General features: G+C 57.8%; 10 protein-coding genes. 5 read left to right on the plus strand and 5 right to left on the minus strand.

Annotation, left to right across the window (positions count from 1 at the left end; translation table 11 throughout):
- Positions 1–4: 4 nt before the first annotated feature.
- From AC6I6N_RS08675 to AC6I6N_RS08695, 5 genes are all read left to right on the plus strand, one after another.
- Positions 5–955 (plus strand): AraC-like ligand-binding domain-containing protein, encoded by a 951-nt coding sequence (locus AC6I6N_RS08675; protein WP_108728242.1) that lies wholly within the window; start codon positions 5–7, stop codon positions 953–955.
- 115 nt (positions 956–1,070) lie between these two features.
- Positions 1,071–1,874 carry a hypothetical protein gene (locus AC6I6N_RS08680; protein ID WP_094195424.1) on the plus strand — a complete coding sequence of 268 codons (804 nt, stop codon included), beginning with the start codon at positions 1,071–1,073 and terminating at the stop codon, positions 1,872–1,874.
- A gap of 31 nt (positions 1,875–1,905) precedes the next feature.
- Complete coding sequence (gene hemE / locus AC6I6N_RS08685; protein ID WP_094195425.1) at positions 1,906–2,982, plus strand: uroporphyrinogen decarboxylase; 1,077 nt, start codon at positions 1,906–1,908, stop codon at positions 2,980–2,982.
- A gap of 285 nt (positions 2,983–3,267) precedes the next feature.
- Complete coding sequence (locus AC6I6N_RS08690; protein WP_497943425.1) at positions 3,268–5,361, plus strand: primosomal protein N'; 2,094 nt, start codon at positions 3,268–3,270, stop codon at positions 5,359–5,361.
- 307 nt (positions 5,362–5,668) lie between these two features.
- Positions 5,669–7,744, plus strand: coding sequence for a UvrD-helicase domain-containing protein (locus AC6I6N_RS08695; RefSeq protein ID WP_230018898.1), 2,076 nt, complete (start codon positions 5,669–5,671; stop codon positions 7,742–7,744).
- A 325-nt stretch (positions 7,745–8,069) separates the two neighbouring features.
- Here AC6I6N_RS08695 and AC6I6N_RS08700 read toward each other — a convergent pair whose 3' ends face one another.
- From AC6I6N_RS08700 to AC6I6N_RS08720, 5 genes are all read right to left on the minus strand, one after another.
- Entirely contained in the window at positions 8,070–8,306 is a 237-nt protein-coding gene (locus tag AC6I6N_RS08700) for a hypothetical protein (protein ID WP_230018900.1), read from the minus strand.
- Between the two features lie 741 nt (positions 8,307–9,047).
- Entirely contained in the window at positions 9,048–10,520 is a 1,473-nt protein-coding gene (locus tag AC6I6N_RS08705; protein ID WP_094195430.1) for a glutamate synthase subunit beta, read from the minus strand.
- Between the two features lie 33 nt (positions 10,521–10,553).
- Positions 10,554–15,287 carry a glutamate synthase-related protein gene (locus AC6I6N_RS08710; protein ID WP_094195431.1) on the minus strand — a complete coding sequence of 1,578 codons (4,734 nt, stop codon included), beginning with the start codon at positions 15,285–15,287 and terminating at the stop codon, positions 10,554–10,556.
- A gap of 220 nt (positions 15,288–15,507) precedes the next feature.
- Positions 15,508–16,251: an enoyl-CoA hydratase/isomerase family protein gene (locus tag AC6I6N_RS08715; protein WP_108728238.1), complete on the minus strand. Its 744-nt coding sequence runs from the start codon at positions 16,249–16,251 to the stop codon at positions 15,508–15,510.
- Positions 16,252–16,265: 14 nt separating this feature from the next.
- Positions 16,266–17,237, minus strand: a complete 972-nt coding sequence (locus AC6I6N_RS08720) for an NAD(P)H-dependent flavin oxidoreductase (RefSeq protein WP_094195433.1) — start codon at positions 17,235–17,237, stop codon at positions 16,266–16,268.
- Between the last annotated feature and the right edge of the window lie 141 nt (positions 17,238–17,378).

Raw genomic sequence — 17,378 nt, forward strand, 5'->3', positions numbered from 1 at the left:
GTCTATGTTATTGCGCACTCCCTCTGCTTCTTTCAAGAGCCTGGCTGCTTGGCAGGAAGTGGTGTGTGCGTACTTCGTGCCCTTGGAAGTCCAGCCGGACTCGCGCCGTGGCTTCTCTAACCGGGCAGCAACCGACCGCATGGGTTCGGTCGATGTGATGGAGCTGTGTACCAGCGCGCAGCGTGTGCGCCGCACCCAGGCCCTGGCCAACCGTTCCGAGCAGGCGCTGTACAAGGTCACCTTGCAAATCAGTGGCAGTAGCCAGATTGAGCAGAACAATCGCAGCAGCATTTTGCAGGCTGGGCAGTGGGGCATTTATGACACCACCCGCCCTTACGAAGTAGCCGTGCAGGATCAATCCCATTTTCTGGTCTTGCAGTTCGAGGAAGAGCGCCTGCTGCCTTGGCTGCCTTGGTTAAGCGATGCCGTAGCCCGGTCGTTCTCGGCCACCACCGGTCCGGCCCGGATTGCCATGGACATGCTGCGTCTGGGCTTGCAGGAGCGCGGGCACTTGTCGCCCTCGGCCTTGAGCGAACTGTCCCAAACCGTCATTCGCATGATGGCGTTGAGTCTGGCCGATGGCCGTCCGGTGACGACCGAGTCGGCCCTGGACGAAGTGCGGCGTGGGCAACTGCTGCAAATTCAGCAATACGTACAGGATCATCTGGGTGATACCGGTTTGAATGCACAGTCCCTGGCATTGCAGTTTCGTATTTCACGCCGCTATCTCTATAAGCTGTTCGAGCTGTGCGGACAAGCCCCCGCCGACTACATCATGGCCGCCCGTCTGGAGCGCGCCTGTCAATTGCTGGTCGATGGCAAACCTGGCCGGCAGATCAGTGAATTGGCCTGGCAAATGGGGTTTTCCGATGCGGCCGTGTTCAGCCACGCCTTTCGCCGACGCTATGGCGTATCACCCAGTGAATGGCGTCGCAGCCGCCTTTTGGGCGATTAAGTACAGCTACGTAGACGCAAATCCGACTTATCGCAAACCGCTCGGATTCCTATCCTAGAAGCTCATGATTCTGGGGCGGCCGGTGTGGCCCGCCTAGCTTCTCAAGGATAGTCTTATGCGTCTCCACCTCGATTGCGCTTTGCTGCATGCCCAGCCAACATGGGCCCAGAACGTGCTGGCCATCATCCCGCCGTGCGAGCGTTTGCAACTGCACGCCTTGCAGGCTCCGCCGCCTGCCCATGCCGATCAGGACTATTTGTTTTTGCGCCGTTCGGCTGCCTTGCTGCTGCGGTTTGACGCCTGTCTGATTCCCGTTGAGGCCTCTACCCTGATTCAGGTGCGTCGTGCTCTGTCGGCGGCCCAGGGCCATTTGCCGGTGCCGGTCTTTGGTCTGGTACGTGCCGCCATCAAAGCCGCCGCCCTGACAGACCTTCTGGAACTGGGGCTGGCCGACTATGTCCGTGAGCCTTTGTGCCTGGACGATTTGCGTGCCCGCATCAATCGGCATCGTTTGCAGACGGCCTCCCACGCTTTGAATGAACCGGGGCTGTCCGGTCGGATACACTATAGGGTGCAGGAAAACCAGGATCTGGTCCTGCATCCCGGCCCAACGGAGCAGCGCCTGTCGCAAACGATCTTGCAACAGGAGGGGACAACGCTGGAAGCCTATGCCGCTGCGGTAGCCTCGCGCTACGCCAGCAGCCAGGAATCTTTCAAAGTTGCCAAGGGACGGATCGTGGCCCGCTTCGAGCAGGCTTATATCCATGCCGCCCTTGATCGCCATAGCGGCAATATCGCCATGGCGGCCCGCTCCGCACAAAAGCACCGGCGTGCTTTCTGGGCACTGATGCGCAAACACCATATCGATGCAGCGCGCTTTCGATCCGCGTCAAACCCAGACGACGAACACGATGGTTAAAATTAACAGGCATTTTTCAATAGGGATTGCCGTGTCTTTACCTCAATTAAAAAACGATGTTTTCCTGCGTTCGCTGTTGCGCGAACCGGTGCCTTACACCCCCATCTGGCTGATGCGTCAGGCCGGGCGTTATTTGCCTGAATACAATGCCACTCGAGCCCAGGCTGGCTCTTTCATGCAACTGGCTCAGAATCCCGAATTTGCGTGTGAAGTCACCTTACAGCCCCTGCGTCGTTTCGATCTGGATGCGGCTATTCTGTTCTCGGACATCCTGACCGTACCGCATGCCATGGGCCTGGGTCTGGATTTCGTGGCGGGTGAAGGCCCGCGTTTTGCCCGTCCTGTACGCAACGAGGCCGATGTCATGGCGCTGCAAGCGCCGGACATGTCCAAGCTGCAATACGTGTTCGACGCTGTCTCGCTGATCCGCAAGGAACTGGACGGCAAAGTGCCGCTGATCGGCTTTGCCGGCAGCCCCTGGACCATCGCCTGCTATATGGTCGAAGGTCAAGGTTCGGACGATTACCGTTTGGTGAAAAGCATGATGTATCAGCGTCCAGACCTGATGCACCGCATGCTGGAAATCAATGCCCAAACCACCTGCGAATACCTGAACAACCAGATTCGTGCCGGTGCACAGGCGGTCATGTTGTTCGATAGCTGGGGTGGTGTACTGTCCGACTCCCTGTTCCAGGAATTCTCCCTGGCCTACACCCGTAAAGTGGTTGATGGCCTGATTCGCGAGCATGACGGCAAGCGTGTCCCTGTCATTGTCTTTACCAAGGGTGGCGGCATGTGGCTGGAAGATATCGCGGGCTGTGGTGCTGATGCCATGGGTGTGGACTGGACGGTAAACCTATCCCGTGCACGCACGCGTATCGGTGACAAGCTGGCCCTGCAAGGCAATCTGGACCCCATGACCATGTTTGGTGGCGAAGAGGCCATCCGTCGCGAAGCCCGCCGTGTTATTGACGACTTTGGCCCCGTGGGTCAGGGCGGTCACGTGTTCAACTTCGGTCACGGTATTTCGCGTTTCACTGATCCGGAAGCCGTAGGCATTCTGGTCGATGAAGTGCATTCCTACAGCCGTCGTCACCACAGCGTTTGATTGTCTTTGCGCACGGGCTATGGCAGCTTGTGCGCAAAGTTATGCACACAGATGGGTAGAAGTTTGTGGTCTTTATATTTAAGGTTTAATTTTAATAGCAAGTTTTAATTATTTGATTTCTCTGAGTTTTATTCTTGTTTCAGAGGCATTGAAAATTAAATTGTATCTGTGCTTGCTTCTTTGTGTTTTTTGTTAATGTCATTTTCCCCAAAGTTATCCACAGGCCGCTAAGCTCTTGACTTATCAGGCTTTCAGCCAGGCCAGCCCTTTTGCGAATCGCCATCCATGACCGCCACTCCTGACGCTATTTCTGCATCGGCAAGCACCGGACCTTTCTGGCTGCATGTGGCTTTGGACGTCCCCCTGGATGGGGTGTTTGATTATCAGCACCACGAACCTGTTCTGGTCGGACAGCGGGTCATTGTGCATTTTGGGCGGCGGCAGATGATAGGGGTGGTGGTGGCCTTGCCGGAAGAACCTTCCTACCCGCCCGAGCAGGTCAAGTCGATTGATCAACTGCTGGATGACTTGCCTCCTTTTCCGGAAGACTGGTTGCGGATGGCGCGCTTTGCGTCCACCTATTACCACCGTCCCTTGGGCGAGGTCATGATGCCGTCCTTGCCGGGGCCCTTGCGTAAACCTTCTGCCTATCTGGGCAAGCGTTCCGCAGGTGGTCCGGTACTGCGCATGGCCAAGCGCAAGGAAAAGAAGGTGGAGCCGGTGGACAGCGATGTCCTGCCTGTGCTCAATGCCGAACAGCAGGCTGCGGTCGATGGCATTGTGGCGGCCAAACCCGGTAGCTGCCTATTGCTGCATGGCGTAACGGGTAGCGGGAAAACCGAAGTCTATATGCGGGTGCTGGAACACGTGCTGGCCGCTGGTCGGCAGGTTTTGTTCATGGTGCCCGAAATCAATCTGACGCCTCAGTTCGAGCAGGTCTTGCGGGCACGATTGGCGCGCGTGCTGCCTGGTGATGTGCTGGCTGTCCTGCACAGTGGCTTGTCTGAAGGCGAGCGGCTGCGCTCCTGGCTGCGCGTCAATAGTGGTCAGGCTCGCATTTTGCTGGGAACACGGCTGTCCATCTTCACGCCCATGCCCGAGCTGGGCCTGATTATTGTGGACGAGGAACACGATGCCTCTTACAAGCAGCAAGATGGCTTGCGCTACTCCGCTCGGGATCTGGCCGTGTGGCGTGGCTACGATCTGAAAGTGCCGGTGGTGCTGGGCTCCGCCACACCTTCGCTGGAAAGCTGGAATCATGCCCGGCAAGGGCGCTATAGCCTGCTGAGCCTGCCCAAACGTGCCCGCGAGGTCTCTTTGCCGCGAGTGCGCCTGGTCGACACCCGTCATTTGCGGCTGGATTCGGGTTTTTCTCCTCAACTGCTGGATGCGCTGGAAGCGTGTCTGGATCGGGGCGAGCAGTCGCTGGTTTTTATTAACCGACGTGGCTACGCGCCTGTGCTGCATTGTGCCTCTTGCGGCTGGCTGTCCCAATGTCCGCGCTGCACGGTTTACACCGTGCTGCATAGGCAAAATGGCTTCAAGCATAATTTGCAGTGTCATCACTGCGGTTATCAAGCGCCTGTGCCGCGTGCTTGCCCGGATTGTGGCGATCAGGACCTGCAGCCCATGGGCCGGGGTACGCAGCGGATTGAAGAGTTTTTGGGTGAGCGGTTTCCGAATGCTCGCCTGGTGCGTATTGATGCGGACAGCACCCGCTTGAAGGGCAGTGCGCAGCAATTGTTCGAGCAGGTTCATGCAGGTGAAGTGGATATCATGGTGGGCACCCAGATGGTGGCCAAAGGCCATGACTTTACGCGCTTGAGCGTTGTCGGCGTGTTGAATGCAGATGCCACCTTGTTTGCCCATGATTTCCGTGCGCCCGAGCGCTTGTTTGCGCAACTGATGCAGGTGGCAGGCCGAGCAGGCCGTCATACTGAAGGGGCGGATGTCATCATCCAGACGGGCTACCCGGAGCAGGCTGTTTATCAAAGTCTGATCAAACACGATTACATTGGCTTTGCCCAAAGCGCCTTGAACGAGCGCGAGTCGGTGGGTTTGCCGCCTTTTGCTTATCAAGTGCTGCTGTCGGCCGAAGCGCCGCAGTTGGCCGATGCCATTCGCTTGCTGACGCAGGCACGACGCTTGCCCGAAGACTATCCGAACGAATTTCCAGGCGCGGATCAGGTTTTCCTGTACGATCCTGTGCCTTTACGCGTGTTGCGCGTTGCCAAAGTCGAGCGCGCTCAACTGTTGTTGGAAAGCGTTCATCGCCCGGCCCTGCAGGCCTTTGTACGATACTGGGGGCCGCAGGTCGCGCAGTTGGCCAAGCAGCATAAAGTGCGTATTACGATCGAGGTCGACCCCCTCGAGATCTAAAATTCCACAGGCTCATGTGCGTGCAGAGGCGGTAGGAGTAGCTTGGGTACCGCAGGGTGTATCCTTGTGCGCTATGCAGCTATGCAGCTATGCAGCGATGAGCCAAGAGGCAGGAAGCGATGAGGCTGTGGCGCGATGTTGTTGCCCTGCCGCTGTCATGCTCTTGTACCTCGTTTCCGCTGTATCTCTGTGTTGGCCTTTCGCTTGTCATCAAACCATACTCGGCTTGGCCGGGATGTCACGTTTAGTTCTGCTGGTTGTTTGGCGTTGAACCTCGTTTTCTTGCCTAGTATTCACTGATTTCACCATGTCCACCTCCGTCACTACACCAGGCCATACCGTCCCCACTGACCTGAACGCCATGCAGCGTCAGGCTGTGTTGTATATGGACGGCCCCTGTCTGGTATTGGCCGGAGCGGGCAGTGGCAAGACACGCGTGATCACGCAGAAAATCGCCTATTTGCTGCGCGAATGCGGATACACGGGGCGGCAAGTGGTCGCGCTGACCTTCACCAATAAAGCTGCGCGTGAAATGAACGAGCGGATTCGCGCCTTGGTGGACCCCAAGCTGCTGCGAGGGCTGACCGTCAGCACCTTCCACTCTCTGGGCTTGCGCATGTTGCGCGAGGAAGCTCAGCACGTGGGTTTGAAGCCGCGCTTTTCCATTTTGGACTCCAACGATGCGTTGGCAATCATTCAGGAGTTGCTAGCCACCACGGATAAGGGGCGCCTGAGATCCGTGCAGCAAGAGATTTCCTTGTGGAAAAATGCCCTGATGGGACCGGATGAGGCCGAGCGTGCTGCGAACTCGCCCAGCCAGATTGAAGCCGCGCGTATTTACCGTGATTATGCGGCGACCCTGATTGCCTATCAGTCGGTGGACTTTGACGACTTGATTCGTTTGCCGGCGCAATTGATGCAGGACAATCAGGACGTGCGCGAGCGCTGGCAGCGCCGGGTGCAGTATCTGTTGGTGGACGAGTATCAGGACACCAATCTTTGTCAGTATCAGTTGGTGCGTTCTTTGACCGGTCAGCGCAATATGTTCACGGTGGTGGGGGATGATGATCAGGCGATCTATGCCTGGCGGGGTGCCACCGTGGAGAATCTGGCGCAGTTGCCTAAAGATTATCCCGACCTGAAAGTCGTCAAGCTGGAGCAGAACTATCGCTCGGTGCAGCGCATCTTGCAGGCCGCCAATAACGTTATTGGCAATAACCCCGTCGTGTTCGGTAAAAAGCTCTGGTCTGATCTGGGTTTTGGTGAGCCCATTCAGGTTCATGTGACGGACGATGAGCAAAACGAGGCAGACTCGGTTGCCATGCGCATATCGGCAGAACGCTTTGAGCGTCAGGCCGAGTGGCGTGACTTTGCTGTTTTGTATCGGGGCAACCATCAGGCCCGTATTTTTGAGCAGGCCCTGCGTAATCTTCGCATTCCCTACACCATCTCGGGTGGGCAGAGCTTTTTTGACAAGGCCGAGATTCGCGACATCCTGTCTTACTTGCGTGTCGTTGCGAACGATGATGATGATCCGGCATTTATTCGTGCTGCCACCACGCCAAGGCGTGGTATTGGGCAGGCTACCTTGCAGGTGTTGGGGCAGTTTGCAGCAGAACAGAAGCTGTCCCTGTTCTCGGCTGTGCCCCAGATTGCACTGACGGATCGACTGCCCGAGCGTCAGTTGGAGCCTTTACGTGTTTTTGCGCAGTTTATAGGGCGCATCCAGCAACGGGCGGATCGGGTAGAAAGCGATCAGGAAGGGCATGAAACGGCTGTCAGCGAATTGATGGATGAGCTGCTGCGGGCGATTGATTACGAGCGCTATCTCTACGATATGTTCGATGAACGCCCCGCGCAGACCCGTTGGGAAAACGTGCTGGAGCTGATTACCTGGCTGAAATCCAAAGCGGCGGACGATGAGCTTAGTTTGAATGATCTGGTGCAGCGAGTCGCCCTGATCACCATGCTGGAGCGTGGCGAGGACGAAGACCCGGATGCGGTCAAATTGTCCACACTTCATGCCTCCAAGGGTCTGGAGTATCCGCATGTGTTCTTGGTGGGGGTGGAAGAGGGGCTGCTGCCTCACATCGGGCGTGATGACGAAGATATCGATCCGGATAAAGAGGCCGATATTCTGGCTCAGCGCATTCAGGAAGAACGACGTTTGATGTACGTGGGTATTACCCGTGCTCAGCGTAGCTTGCGCTTGAGCTGGTGCAAGAAGCGCCGGCGCGCACGCGAAAACCTGGTGCGGGAGCGGTCGCGCTTTATTGATGAGATGAAGATCGAAGACCCTGGTGCTCAAGAGGATCCGGCGCAGGCGGCCTTAAGTCCCAAGCAGCGGCTGGATATGCTGAAGAACTTGTTGAACAAATCTTGAGCGGTTTTCATTGCTTGCAGATGATTGGGGGCTTTGTTCATGCTCTTAAGCCGCGCAGGTCTGCAGGCCAGCTTTTGCTGGCCTTTTCTATGTCTGCATGCTTAGGAGATGATGAGCATCTATTGCACAGACCCATCTTGATCTTGGGGAGAGGGGGGATAGGCTTTGAGGTGCTTATGCCTGGTAGGTTCAGGCTGTAGTTTGAGCAGCAACGTGCATAGTCGACAACACTGGCAAACGCAGAAAAAACAAAAGCCTGCTAAATCAGCAGGCTTTTCAACATCAAGCGGTGTTTTGCTTGAGCGTTACGACGGTGATGCGTGGCTTACCAGTAGCTGGCCGACATGCGCGAATCGCGGATGCGGGCTTCGTTCAAGGCCTGGGTCAGTGCGACCATGTAGTTGAACACCACGTTTGCGGCTTTGGAAACTTGTTTGGCCGCTGCTTTGGTCAGTCTAGTTAAAGACACGGATTCACCATTTTCCAGGGCATGCTGCATTACCCCACGCTCAACAGCATCACTCCAGTGGATGTAGTGCGAGTAAGTGGTCATGGTAGACATTTGCTGTCCCTTTAAGGTGAAGGTCTAAGTTACGAATCCTTATTATAGGGTTTTCCCTAGTTTAAAAACAAGGGAAAACCCTAGGGCATGGGGTGGTTTGTAGCTTTTAAGGGAAAACCCTAGAATTTTGGGGAATGTTTTTTGGAATCAGTTGGTTAGGTGAGTGGGTTTTAGGGTGAGGGGCTTTCTTGCGGCAGCCCCCGCCAGCAAGGGCGGGGCCGGAGCGGAAGCTTGCCGGCGCTGCGCACCGGTACCCTTGTCTGAGCCTGTCGTAGGGCGCACCTTGAACTCGTTCGGTGATTGGTCCGCCGGACCAATCACAAGCGCCGAACTCAAACAGCAAGGTGCTTGCATCCCTACGACCGCCCCAGACGGCGGCAAGCTCCCTGAATGCTCCAACCCCGCCCCCCGCCAGCAAGGGCTTCAGAATGGTGGAAGCCAGTAGCCAGTAGCCAGTAGCCAGTAGCCAACAGCCAATCGTTCTGGTTGTTTGTTGGCTGTGTCTCAGTATTGGAAAAAAGGCTGGTGCTTGTGGAGGGACCGCCCGTAGGCTAGTTGCAGACAGCAGACAGCAGACAGCAGACAGCAGACAGCAGACAGCAGGCAGCAGGCAGCAGCGATCAATAGCGAATAAGAGCTTGTAAAGGCACCCAGGGCCATGAGTTGCTTTGTTCACCCAAAGACAAACAGCCAGCCGTTTATCGCGGCTGGCTGTTTGCTTACTGGTACTGCCAAGTGGACTTAACGGGGCAGTGTCGAGCTCCCCATCAAGAACTCGTCTACGGAACGGGCACACTGGCGGCCTTCGCGGATGGCCCAGACGATCAGGGACTGGCCGCGTCGCATGTCTCCGGCCGCAAAGACTTTGGCCCGGCTGGTTTGGTAGTCGTCTGTGTTGGCGGCGACGTTGCCGCGTTGATCGGCGTCTACGGCAAAGGCTTCCAGAACTTGGCGAACGGGGGCGGTGAAGCCCATGGCCAGTAGAACCAGATCGGCAGGGAAGGTCATTTCGGAGCCAGCAATGGGTGTCATGCTCATGCGGCCTGTTGCTGGATCGGTTTTCCATTCCACGCGCACGGCGCGCAGTTCTTTGACCTGTCCGTTCTTGCCTTCCAGTTCTACCGTGTTGATCGCCCAGTCGCGTTCGCAGCCTTCTTCGTGCGAGGACGAGGTGCGCAGTTTCATGGGCCAGTAGGGCCAGGTCAGCTCCGTGTTTTCCTGCTCAGGCGGGCGGGGCATCAGTTCAAACTGGGTCACTGATTTTGCGCCTTGGCGTGTGCTGGTGCCCACGCAGTCCGAGCCGGTATCGCCACCGCCAATCACCACGACATGTTTGCCTTGGGCGCTGATGGCGGGGGTGCCTCGTGAACCGGCAACTTGCTGATTCTGGATGCGCAGGAAGTCCATGGCAGGGTGTACGCCTTGCAACTGGCTGCCGGGGGTATCGAGCAGGCGGGGGGTTTCAGAGCCGCCTGCCAGGACGATGGCGTCGAACTGTAGTTCCAGTTCGTCAGGTGATAACACGCTTAGCCCGGGTTCCTGCGCGGCCTGGTCTTGTGCCTGGCCAATATAGGTAGAGGGGCAAAACTGTACGCCCTCGGCCTGCATTTGTGCGATACGGCGATCCAACAGATGTTTTTCCAGCTTGAAGTCGGGGATGCCGTAGCGCATCAAGCCACCAATGCGGTCGCTTTTCTCGTACACGGTGACGTCGTGTCCGACGCGTGCCAATTGCTGAGCACAGGCTAAGCCGGCAGGGCCGGAGCCGATCACGGCCACGCGTTTGCCGGTTTTGTGGGTGGGCACTTGAGGTACTACCCAGCCTTCTGCCCAGCCCTTATCGATAATTGCGTGCTCGATGGACTTGATGCCCACGGGTACACGGTCGATGTTCAACGTACAGGCTGCCTCGCATGGTGCGGGGCAGATGCGGCCGGTAATTTCCGGAAAGTTGTTGGTGGAGTGCAGCACGTCCAGGGCTTCTTTCCACTGTTGGCGGTAAACCAGATCATTCCAGTCGGGGATGATGTTGTTGACCGGGCAACCGTTATGGCAGAAAGGGATGCCGCAGTCCATGCAGCGGGCGGCCTGTTGGCCGGCCTGCTCGTCATTTAATACCTGGACAAACTCTTTCCAGTGCTTGACCCGCTTTAAAGGAGCTTCTACGGCCTCTTGCAGACGTTGAAACTCAAGAAATCCAGTCGTCTTTCCCATGATGTGTCGTTTCCTGATGGTGATGGGAAGGGTTCAGGCCGAAGCCGAACGGCGGGTTTTACTGCTTTTGGGTGCGGCCTTGCCTGCCTGTGGACCTTGCCACAATTCGCTCAGTGCACGGCGGTACTCGCGTGGAATGACTTTGACGAATTGCGCGCGGGCGCTGTCCCAGTCTTTCAGGAGCTCGCGGGCCTGGAAGCTGCCCGTGGCCTTGAAGTGCTCCTGAACCAGGGTGTGCAAGATGGCTTCGTCGGTCTGGCGTTCGCCTCCGGCAGTACGGCTGTGCCATTGCGCCATGCTGCTGTTCATCTCTTGCTCGGCCTTGCTCAGAACAGGCTCCAGGTCCACCATGCCAGGGTTGCAGCGCAGTTGCAGGCGGCGTTGGGGATCCCACACATAGGCCACGCCACCGGACATGCCAGCGGCAAAGTTGCGGCCAATTTCACCCAGCACCACGACGGTGCCGCCGGTCATGTATTCGCAACCGTGGTCGCCTACGCCTTCCACGACTGCACTGGCTCCGGAGTTCCGTACGGCAAAACGTTCACCGGCCACGCCGTTGAAAAAGGCGGAACCTGCCAAGGCACCATAAAGCACGGTATTGCCCACGATGATGTGGTCCGGGCCGTAGCCACGGAAATCGTTGGGTGAGCGCACGATAATGCGGCCACCGGACAAACCTTTACCCACGTAATCATTGGCTTCGCCCACCAGGTCCAGAGTGATGCCCTGAGCCAGGAAAGCGCCAAAGCTTTGGCCTGCCGTGCCTTTGCATTGAATGTGCAGGCTGTCGTCAGGCAGACCTTGATGACCGTATTTTTTGGTGAATACGCCCGAGAGCATGGCGCCGATGCTACGGTTTCGATTGCGTACGGGGGTAATGAAAGACAGCGGGGTGCCTTGGTTCAGAGTGACGGCGCTGCGCTCGATCAGTTGACGATCCAGTGTGTGATCCAGGTCATGATCCTGGGTAGCGATCTGACGTGGCGACTCGTCGTTATCAACTTTGTGCAGCAGGCGTGAAAAATCCAGACCCTGGGCTTTCCAGTGCTCAATGCCACTGCGCATATCCAGCCAGTCGCTGCGACCGATCAGATCGTCAAAATGACGCACGCCCAGCTTGGCCATCAGCTCACGCACCTCTTCGGCAACGAAGAAGAAGTAGTTCACTACGTGCTCGGGCTTGCCCTTGAACTTGCGGCGCAGCACGGGATCCTGGGTGGCAACGCCAACGGGACAGGTGTTCAGATGGCATTTGCGCATCATGATGCAGCCTTCCACGACCAGCGGGGCGGTAGCAAAGCCAAACTCATCTGCGCCCAGCAAGGCGCCGATCACGACATCGCGGCCGGTTTTCATCTGGCCGTCGGCCTGTACGCGGATGCGGCTGCGCAAGCGGTTCAGCAACAGGGTCTGCTGGGTTTCAGCCAGGCCCAGTTCCCATGGGGTGCCGGCATGCTTGATGGAGGACAGGGGCGAGGCACCGGTGCCGCCGTCGTGACCAGCAATCACAATGTGATCGGCCTTGGCTTTGGCCACACCGGCAGCCACGGTGCCCACACCTACCTTGGACACCAGCTTGACGGAGATATCTGCCTGCGGGTTCACGTTCTTCAGGTCGTGAATCAACTGGGCCAAATCTTCGATGGAGTAAATGTCGTGGTGGGGTGGGGGCGAAATCAGGCCCACACCGGGCACGGAGTAACGCAGCTTGGCGATGTACTCGGACACTTTGTGGCCGGGCAGTTGGCCGCCTTCGCCGGGCTTGGCACCTTGTGCCATTTTGATCTGGATTTGATCGGCACTGCACAGGTATTGGGCCGACACGCCAAAGCGGCCGGATGCAACCTGCTTGATACGGGAGCGCAGCGAGTCGTTCTCTTGCAGGTCGATGTTGGCAAATACGCGATCCTGGCCCAGGACGCTGGCCAAGGTGTCACCTTGGCGGATGGCGCTTTTACCGTGCTTCATTTCATGCTGATAGCGCAACTCGTCCTCGCCGCCTTCGCCGGTATTGGACTTGCCGCCAATCCGGTTCATGGCCACGGCCAGTACGGCATGGGCCTCAGTCGAGATTGAACCCAGCGACATGGCGCCCGTTGCAAAGCGTTTGACGATTTCGCTGGCGGGTTCCACTTCGTCCAGGGCAATGGCCTTGGCCGGGTCCAGACGCAGCTCGAACAAACCGCGCAGGGTCATATGACGGCGGCTTTGTTCGTTGATGAGCTGAGCGTATTCCTTGTAGGTGCTGTAGTTTTGGCTACGGGTGGCGTGTTGCAGCTTGGCAATGGAGTCGGCTGTCCACATATGCTCTTCGCCACGCACACGCACTGCGTATTCGCCACCGGCTTCCAGATGGTTCTCCAGAACGGGATCTTTGCTGTAGGCGGCGCGATGCTGGCGCAGTGCCTCTTCAGCCACGGTGAAGATGTCAATCCCTTCTACCGGACAGGCGGTGCCCACAAAGTACTTGTCCACCAGCGAGCGCGACAGGCCGATGGTCTCGAAAATCTGTGCGCCGGTGTAGGACATGTAGGTGGAGATGCCCATTTTGGACATGACCTTGTACAAGCCCTTGTTGATGGCCTTGATGTAGTGGCTCTCTGCCAGGGAGGCATCAATCTGGTTGATGGGGTCCTGGGCCAGGTGTTGCAGGCTCTCAAAAGCCAGCCAGGGGTGCATGGCTTCGGCACCGTATGCACCCAGCAGCGCAAAGTGATGCACTTCGCGGGCCGAGCCGGTTTCCACGACCAGACCGGTGCGGGTACGCAGACCATTGCGGATCAGATGTTGGTGAATGGCCGAGGTCGCCAGCAGGGCGGGGATGGCCACATGCTCGGCATCGCAACGGCGATCGGTCAGGATCAGAATGTTGTAGCCATCGCGTACGGCATCTGCCGCACGGGCGCACAGGGCGGCCACGCTGGCCTCAATGCCTTCCGGTCCCCAGGAGCTAGGGTAGACGATGTCCAGTTCCTGGCTGCGGAACTTGTCATTGCTGGCGGCATCAATGCGCCGGATCTGGTTCATGTCAGCCGGGCTTAACACAGGCTGGGACACTTCCAGACGCAGTGGTGGGTTGACGTTGTTGATGTCCAGCAAATTGGGTTTGGGGCCAATAAAGGACACCAGCGACATCACCATTTGTTCGCGAATCGGGTCGATCGGCGGGTTGGTGACCTGAGCAAATAGCTGGCGAAAGTAGTTGTAGAAGGGCTTGGATTTGTCGGACAGCACGGCCAAAGGCGCATCGTTGCCCATGGAGCCGGTTGCTTCTTCACCTTTGCTGGCCATGGGCTGCAGCACAACTTTGATGTCTTCCTGAGTCCAGCCAAAGGCTTGTTGGTGATCCAGCAGGTCACGGGTCGCCAATTGGGGACGCACGCCGGGCACGCTGGGCAGGGAGTCCAGGCGCAAGCGCAGGCGTTCAATCCACTGCTTGTAGGGGTGGGTATTGGCCAGTTGGGACTTGATCTCGGCATCATCAATGATGCGGCCTTGCTCCAGGTCGATCAGCAGCATCTTGCCGGGCTGCAGACGCCATTTTTTGACAATGCGGTGCTCGGGAATAGGAAGAGTACCGGCCTCGGAGGCCAGCACAATCATATCGTCGTCCGTGATGACATAGCGGGCCGGACGCAAGCCGTTACGGTCCAGCAGAGCACCGATTTGAATGCCATCGGTAAAGGCGATGGCAGCCGGGCCATCCCAGGGCTCCATCTGGGCTGCGTAGTACTCGTAAAAGGCGCGACGGCTCTCGTCCATCTCGGCGTGCTGTTCCCAGGCCTCGGGCATCATGATCATCATGGCGTGAGGCAGGGAGTAGCCGGCCATCACCAGCAATTCCAGACAGTTGTCGAAGGTGGCCGTATCGGACTGGCCTTCGTACACGATAGGGTAGAGTTTTTGCAGATCCGAGCCCAGCACAGCCGATTCCATGGCACCTTCACGGGCGCGCAGCCAGTTGAAGTTGCCCTGTACGGTGTTGATCTCGCCGTTGTGGGCGATCAGACGGTAAGGGTGGGCCAAAGGCCAGGCGGGGAAGGTGTTGGTGGAAAAGCGCTGGTGCACCAGGGCCAGGGCCGAACAGGCACGCGGGTCGGCCAGATCGCGGTAGTAGCGGCCTACCTGATCCGCCAGCAGCAGGCCTTTGTAGACGATGGTCCGCACGGAGGCCGAAGTCACAAAGTATTCCTGTCCGTGGGCCAGATCCATGCGGTAGATAGCGTGGCTGGCGGTCTTGCGGATCACATACAGCTTGCGTTCCAGCGCGTCGGGCACCATCACATCCGGGCCACGACCAATGAACAACTGGCGAATGACCGGCTCGTTGGCCTTGACGGTGGGGGACATGGGCATGGTGCTGTCTACGGGCACGTCGCGCCAGCCCAGCATGTGCTGGCCTTCGGCTCGTACGGCACGCTCCAGCTCCTGTTCACAGGCCAGGCGGGAAGCTGTTTCCTTGGGCAGAAACACCATGGCCACGCCGTACTCGCCAGGGGGAGGCAGGGTCACGCCCTGGGCGGCCATTTCTTCGCGGTAAAGCTGGTCGGGGATCTGGATCAGAATGCCCGCACCGTCACCCATCAAGGGGTCTGCGCCTACAGCGCCGCGGTGATCGAGGTTTTCCAGGATTTTGAGGCCTTGGGTAATGATGGCGTGGCTCGCCTGGCCTTTGATGTGTGCGATAAATCCGACGCCGCAGGCGTCGTGTTCATTAGCGGGAAGGTACAAGCCTTGCGCTTGGGGGGGACAGGAGTGTGTCATGGGCGTATCCGCAAAGAACGTGTTAAAGCGGTGCATTTGTTGCAGCGCAAAAAATAAAATACAGCGATTTTTTTTTTGTACGCAAGAATTTTTTGCGAATACGGCAAAAAAAAATTAGGGACCTGCTCTCACAGGCCCCTTATAACCCGTCTGAACCGGGTGCAGTGTGGCAAGATCGCTGCACATGTAGGTTTGCGTAGAAATCAGGCCACTAGAGCGGCTATTTGTCGCTGCGGTTCTGGCTCATTTGTCCCAGAATTTGCAGGGCTTCGTCGCCTTCCAGCAGTTTGGAAAATAGCTTGCGTTCACGTTCCAGGACTTCCAGCAAAACCTCGCGCTGGGGTTCACGGAGCAAACGCTTGCTGGTACGCAAGGCAATGGGAGGCTGCTCGGACAGCGCATGAGCGCAGGCACGGGCCGCTTCCAGACTATTGCCATGGTCGGTCAGTTCGGTGAGCAGACCGTCCTGCATGGCTTGCTCGGCACTGAACGCCTGCGAGAGCAGCAGCCATTCGTTGGCTCGGCGTGGCCCCACATACTGGGCCAGCAGATGGCTGGATGCACCTTCCGGGCACAGGCCCAGTGCCGTGAAGGGCATGCGTAAACGCGCGTCACGGGCCGCGTACACAAAGTCTGCATGCAGCAGCAAGGTCACGCCAATACCTACTGCATGGCCTTCTACCGCCACGATCAATGGGATGTCGGCTTTGACCAGACTGCGCAGGAATTTGATCGGCGGCGGCATGTCGTTGTTGCGCACATTGGACAGCTCGGAGATATCGTTGCCAGCACAGAAATGCTCGCCCGCACCAGTCAGAATCAGGGCACGATATTTCTGGTTCTGATCAGCCTGGTCGATGATGTCGGCCAGCTCTTCGTACATGGGGCTGGTCAAGGCATTGCGTCGTTCCGGCCGATCCAGAATGACTTCCAGCCAATGACCTGCGTCATGAGTCCGTATCATGGGAGGCTCCTCGTTCAGGCAAAAGGGGAGGCTAGCAGCGCTGCTTTGGCTTCCTGGTATTCGCGATGCAATCGAGCAACGATGTCGGCGGTTGGCTCTATTGAGTCAATGCCACCAATGCCTTGGCCAGCGCCCCAGATATCGCGCCAAGCCTTGCTCAGACCAGAACCAAAGGCGGTGTCGGCCGCTTTCTCGCTATCGAGCTTGTCTGGGTCCAGACCGGCAGCGCGGATACTGTCCTTCAGATAATTGCCGGGGATACCCGTAAACAATGGGGTGTAGACGATATCGGCGGCTCGGCCCTTGACGATCATGTTCTTGTAATCGTCCGAGGCATTGGCTTCGGTACTGGCAATGAAGCGCGTGCCAATGTAGGCCATGTCGGCCCCCATGGCCTGGGCGGCCAGAATGTCGCGGCCACGGCTCATGGCACCCGACAGGGCAATTGGGCCATCAAAAATCTGACGGATTTCGTTGACCAGCACAAAGGGGCTCAAGGTACCGGCATGGCCGCCGGCACCCGCAGCCACCACGATCAGGCCATCGACACCGGCTTCCAGGGCTTTTTCGGCGTGACGCAAGGTGGTGACATCATGGAAAACCTTGCCGCCCCAGGCGTGTACATGCGGCACAATATCCTGTGGGGCGCGCAGGCTGGTAATCACCAGTGGCACCTTGTGGTCAGCGCACACCCGCAGGTCCTGTTCCAGGCGGTCGTTGGACTGATGAATGATGTGATTGATGGCGTAGGGAGCAATACGGCGCTCGGGATGGCGCTCGCGCAGTTCGGCCAGGGTGTCGTCGATCTCGTCCAGCCAGTCCTTGAGCTTTTCCTGGGGGCGGGCGTTCAAGGCGGGGACAGAACCGATAATGCCGCTGGCGCATTGCGCAATCACCAGGGCCGGGTTCGAGACAATGAACATGGGTGCTGCCATCACAGGCAGGGTCATAGATTGATAAAGCTGCTGCGTTAATGCCGATGGCATAAGGTCGGTCTCCTATTATCGAAAGATGTGCCCCGCCTCTTGAAGGGGTGGGGTCCTGCAAGGAAGATCTGCCGCTGATAATCTATCGTCACCTATTCTAGGACGGTTTATCGTCGCCCGGCCTGGTGCGTTGCACAAATT

It is taken from the genome of Alcaligenes sp. LTN-3 (assembly GCF_059735605.1).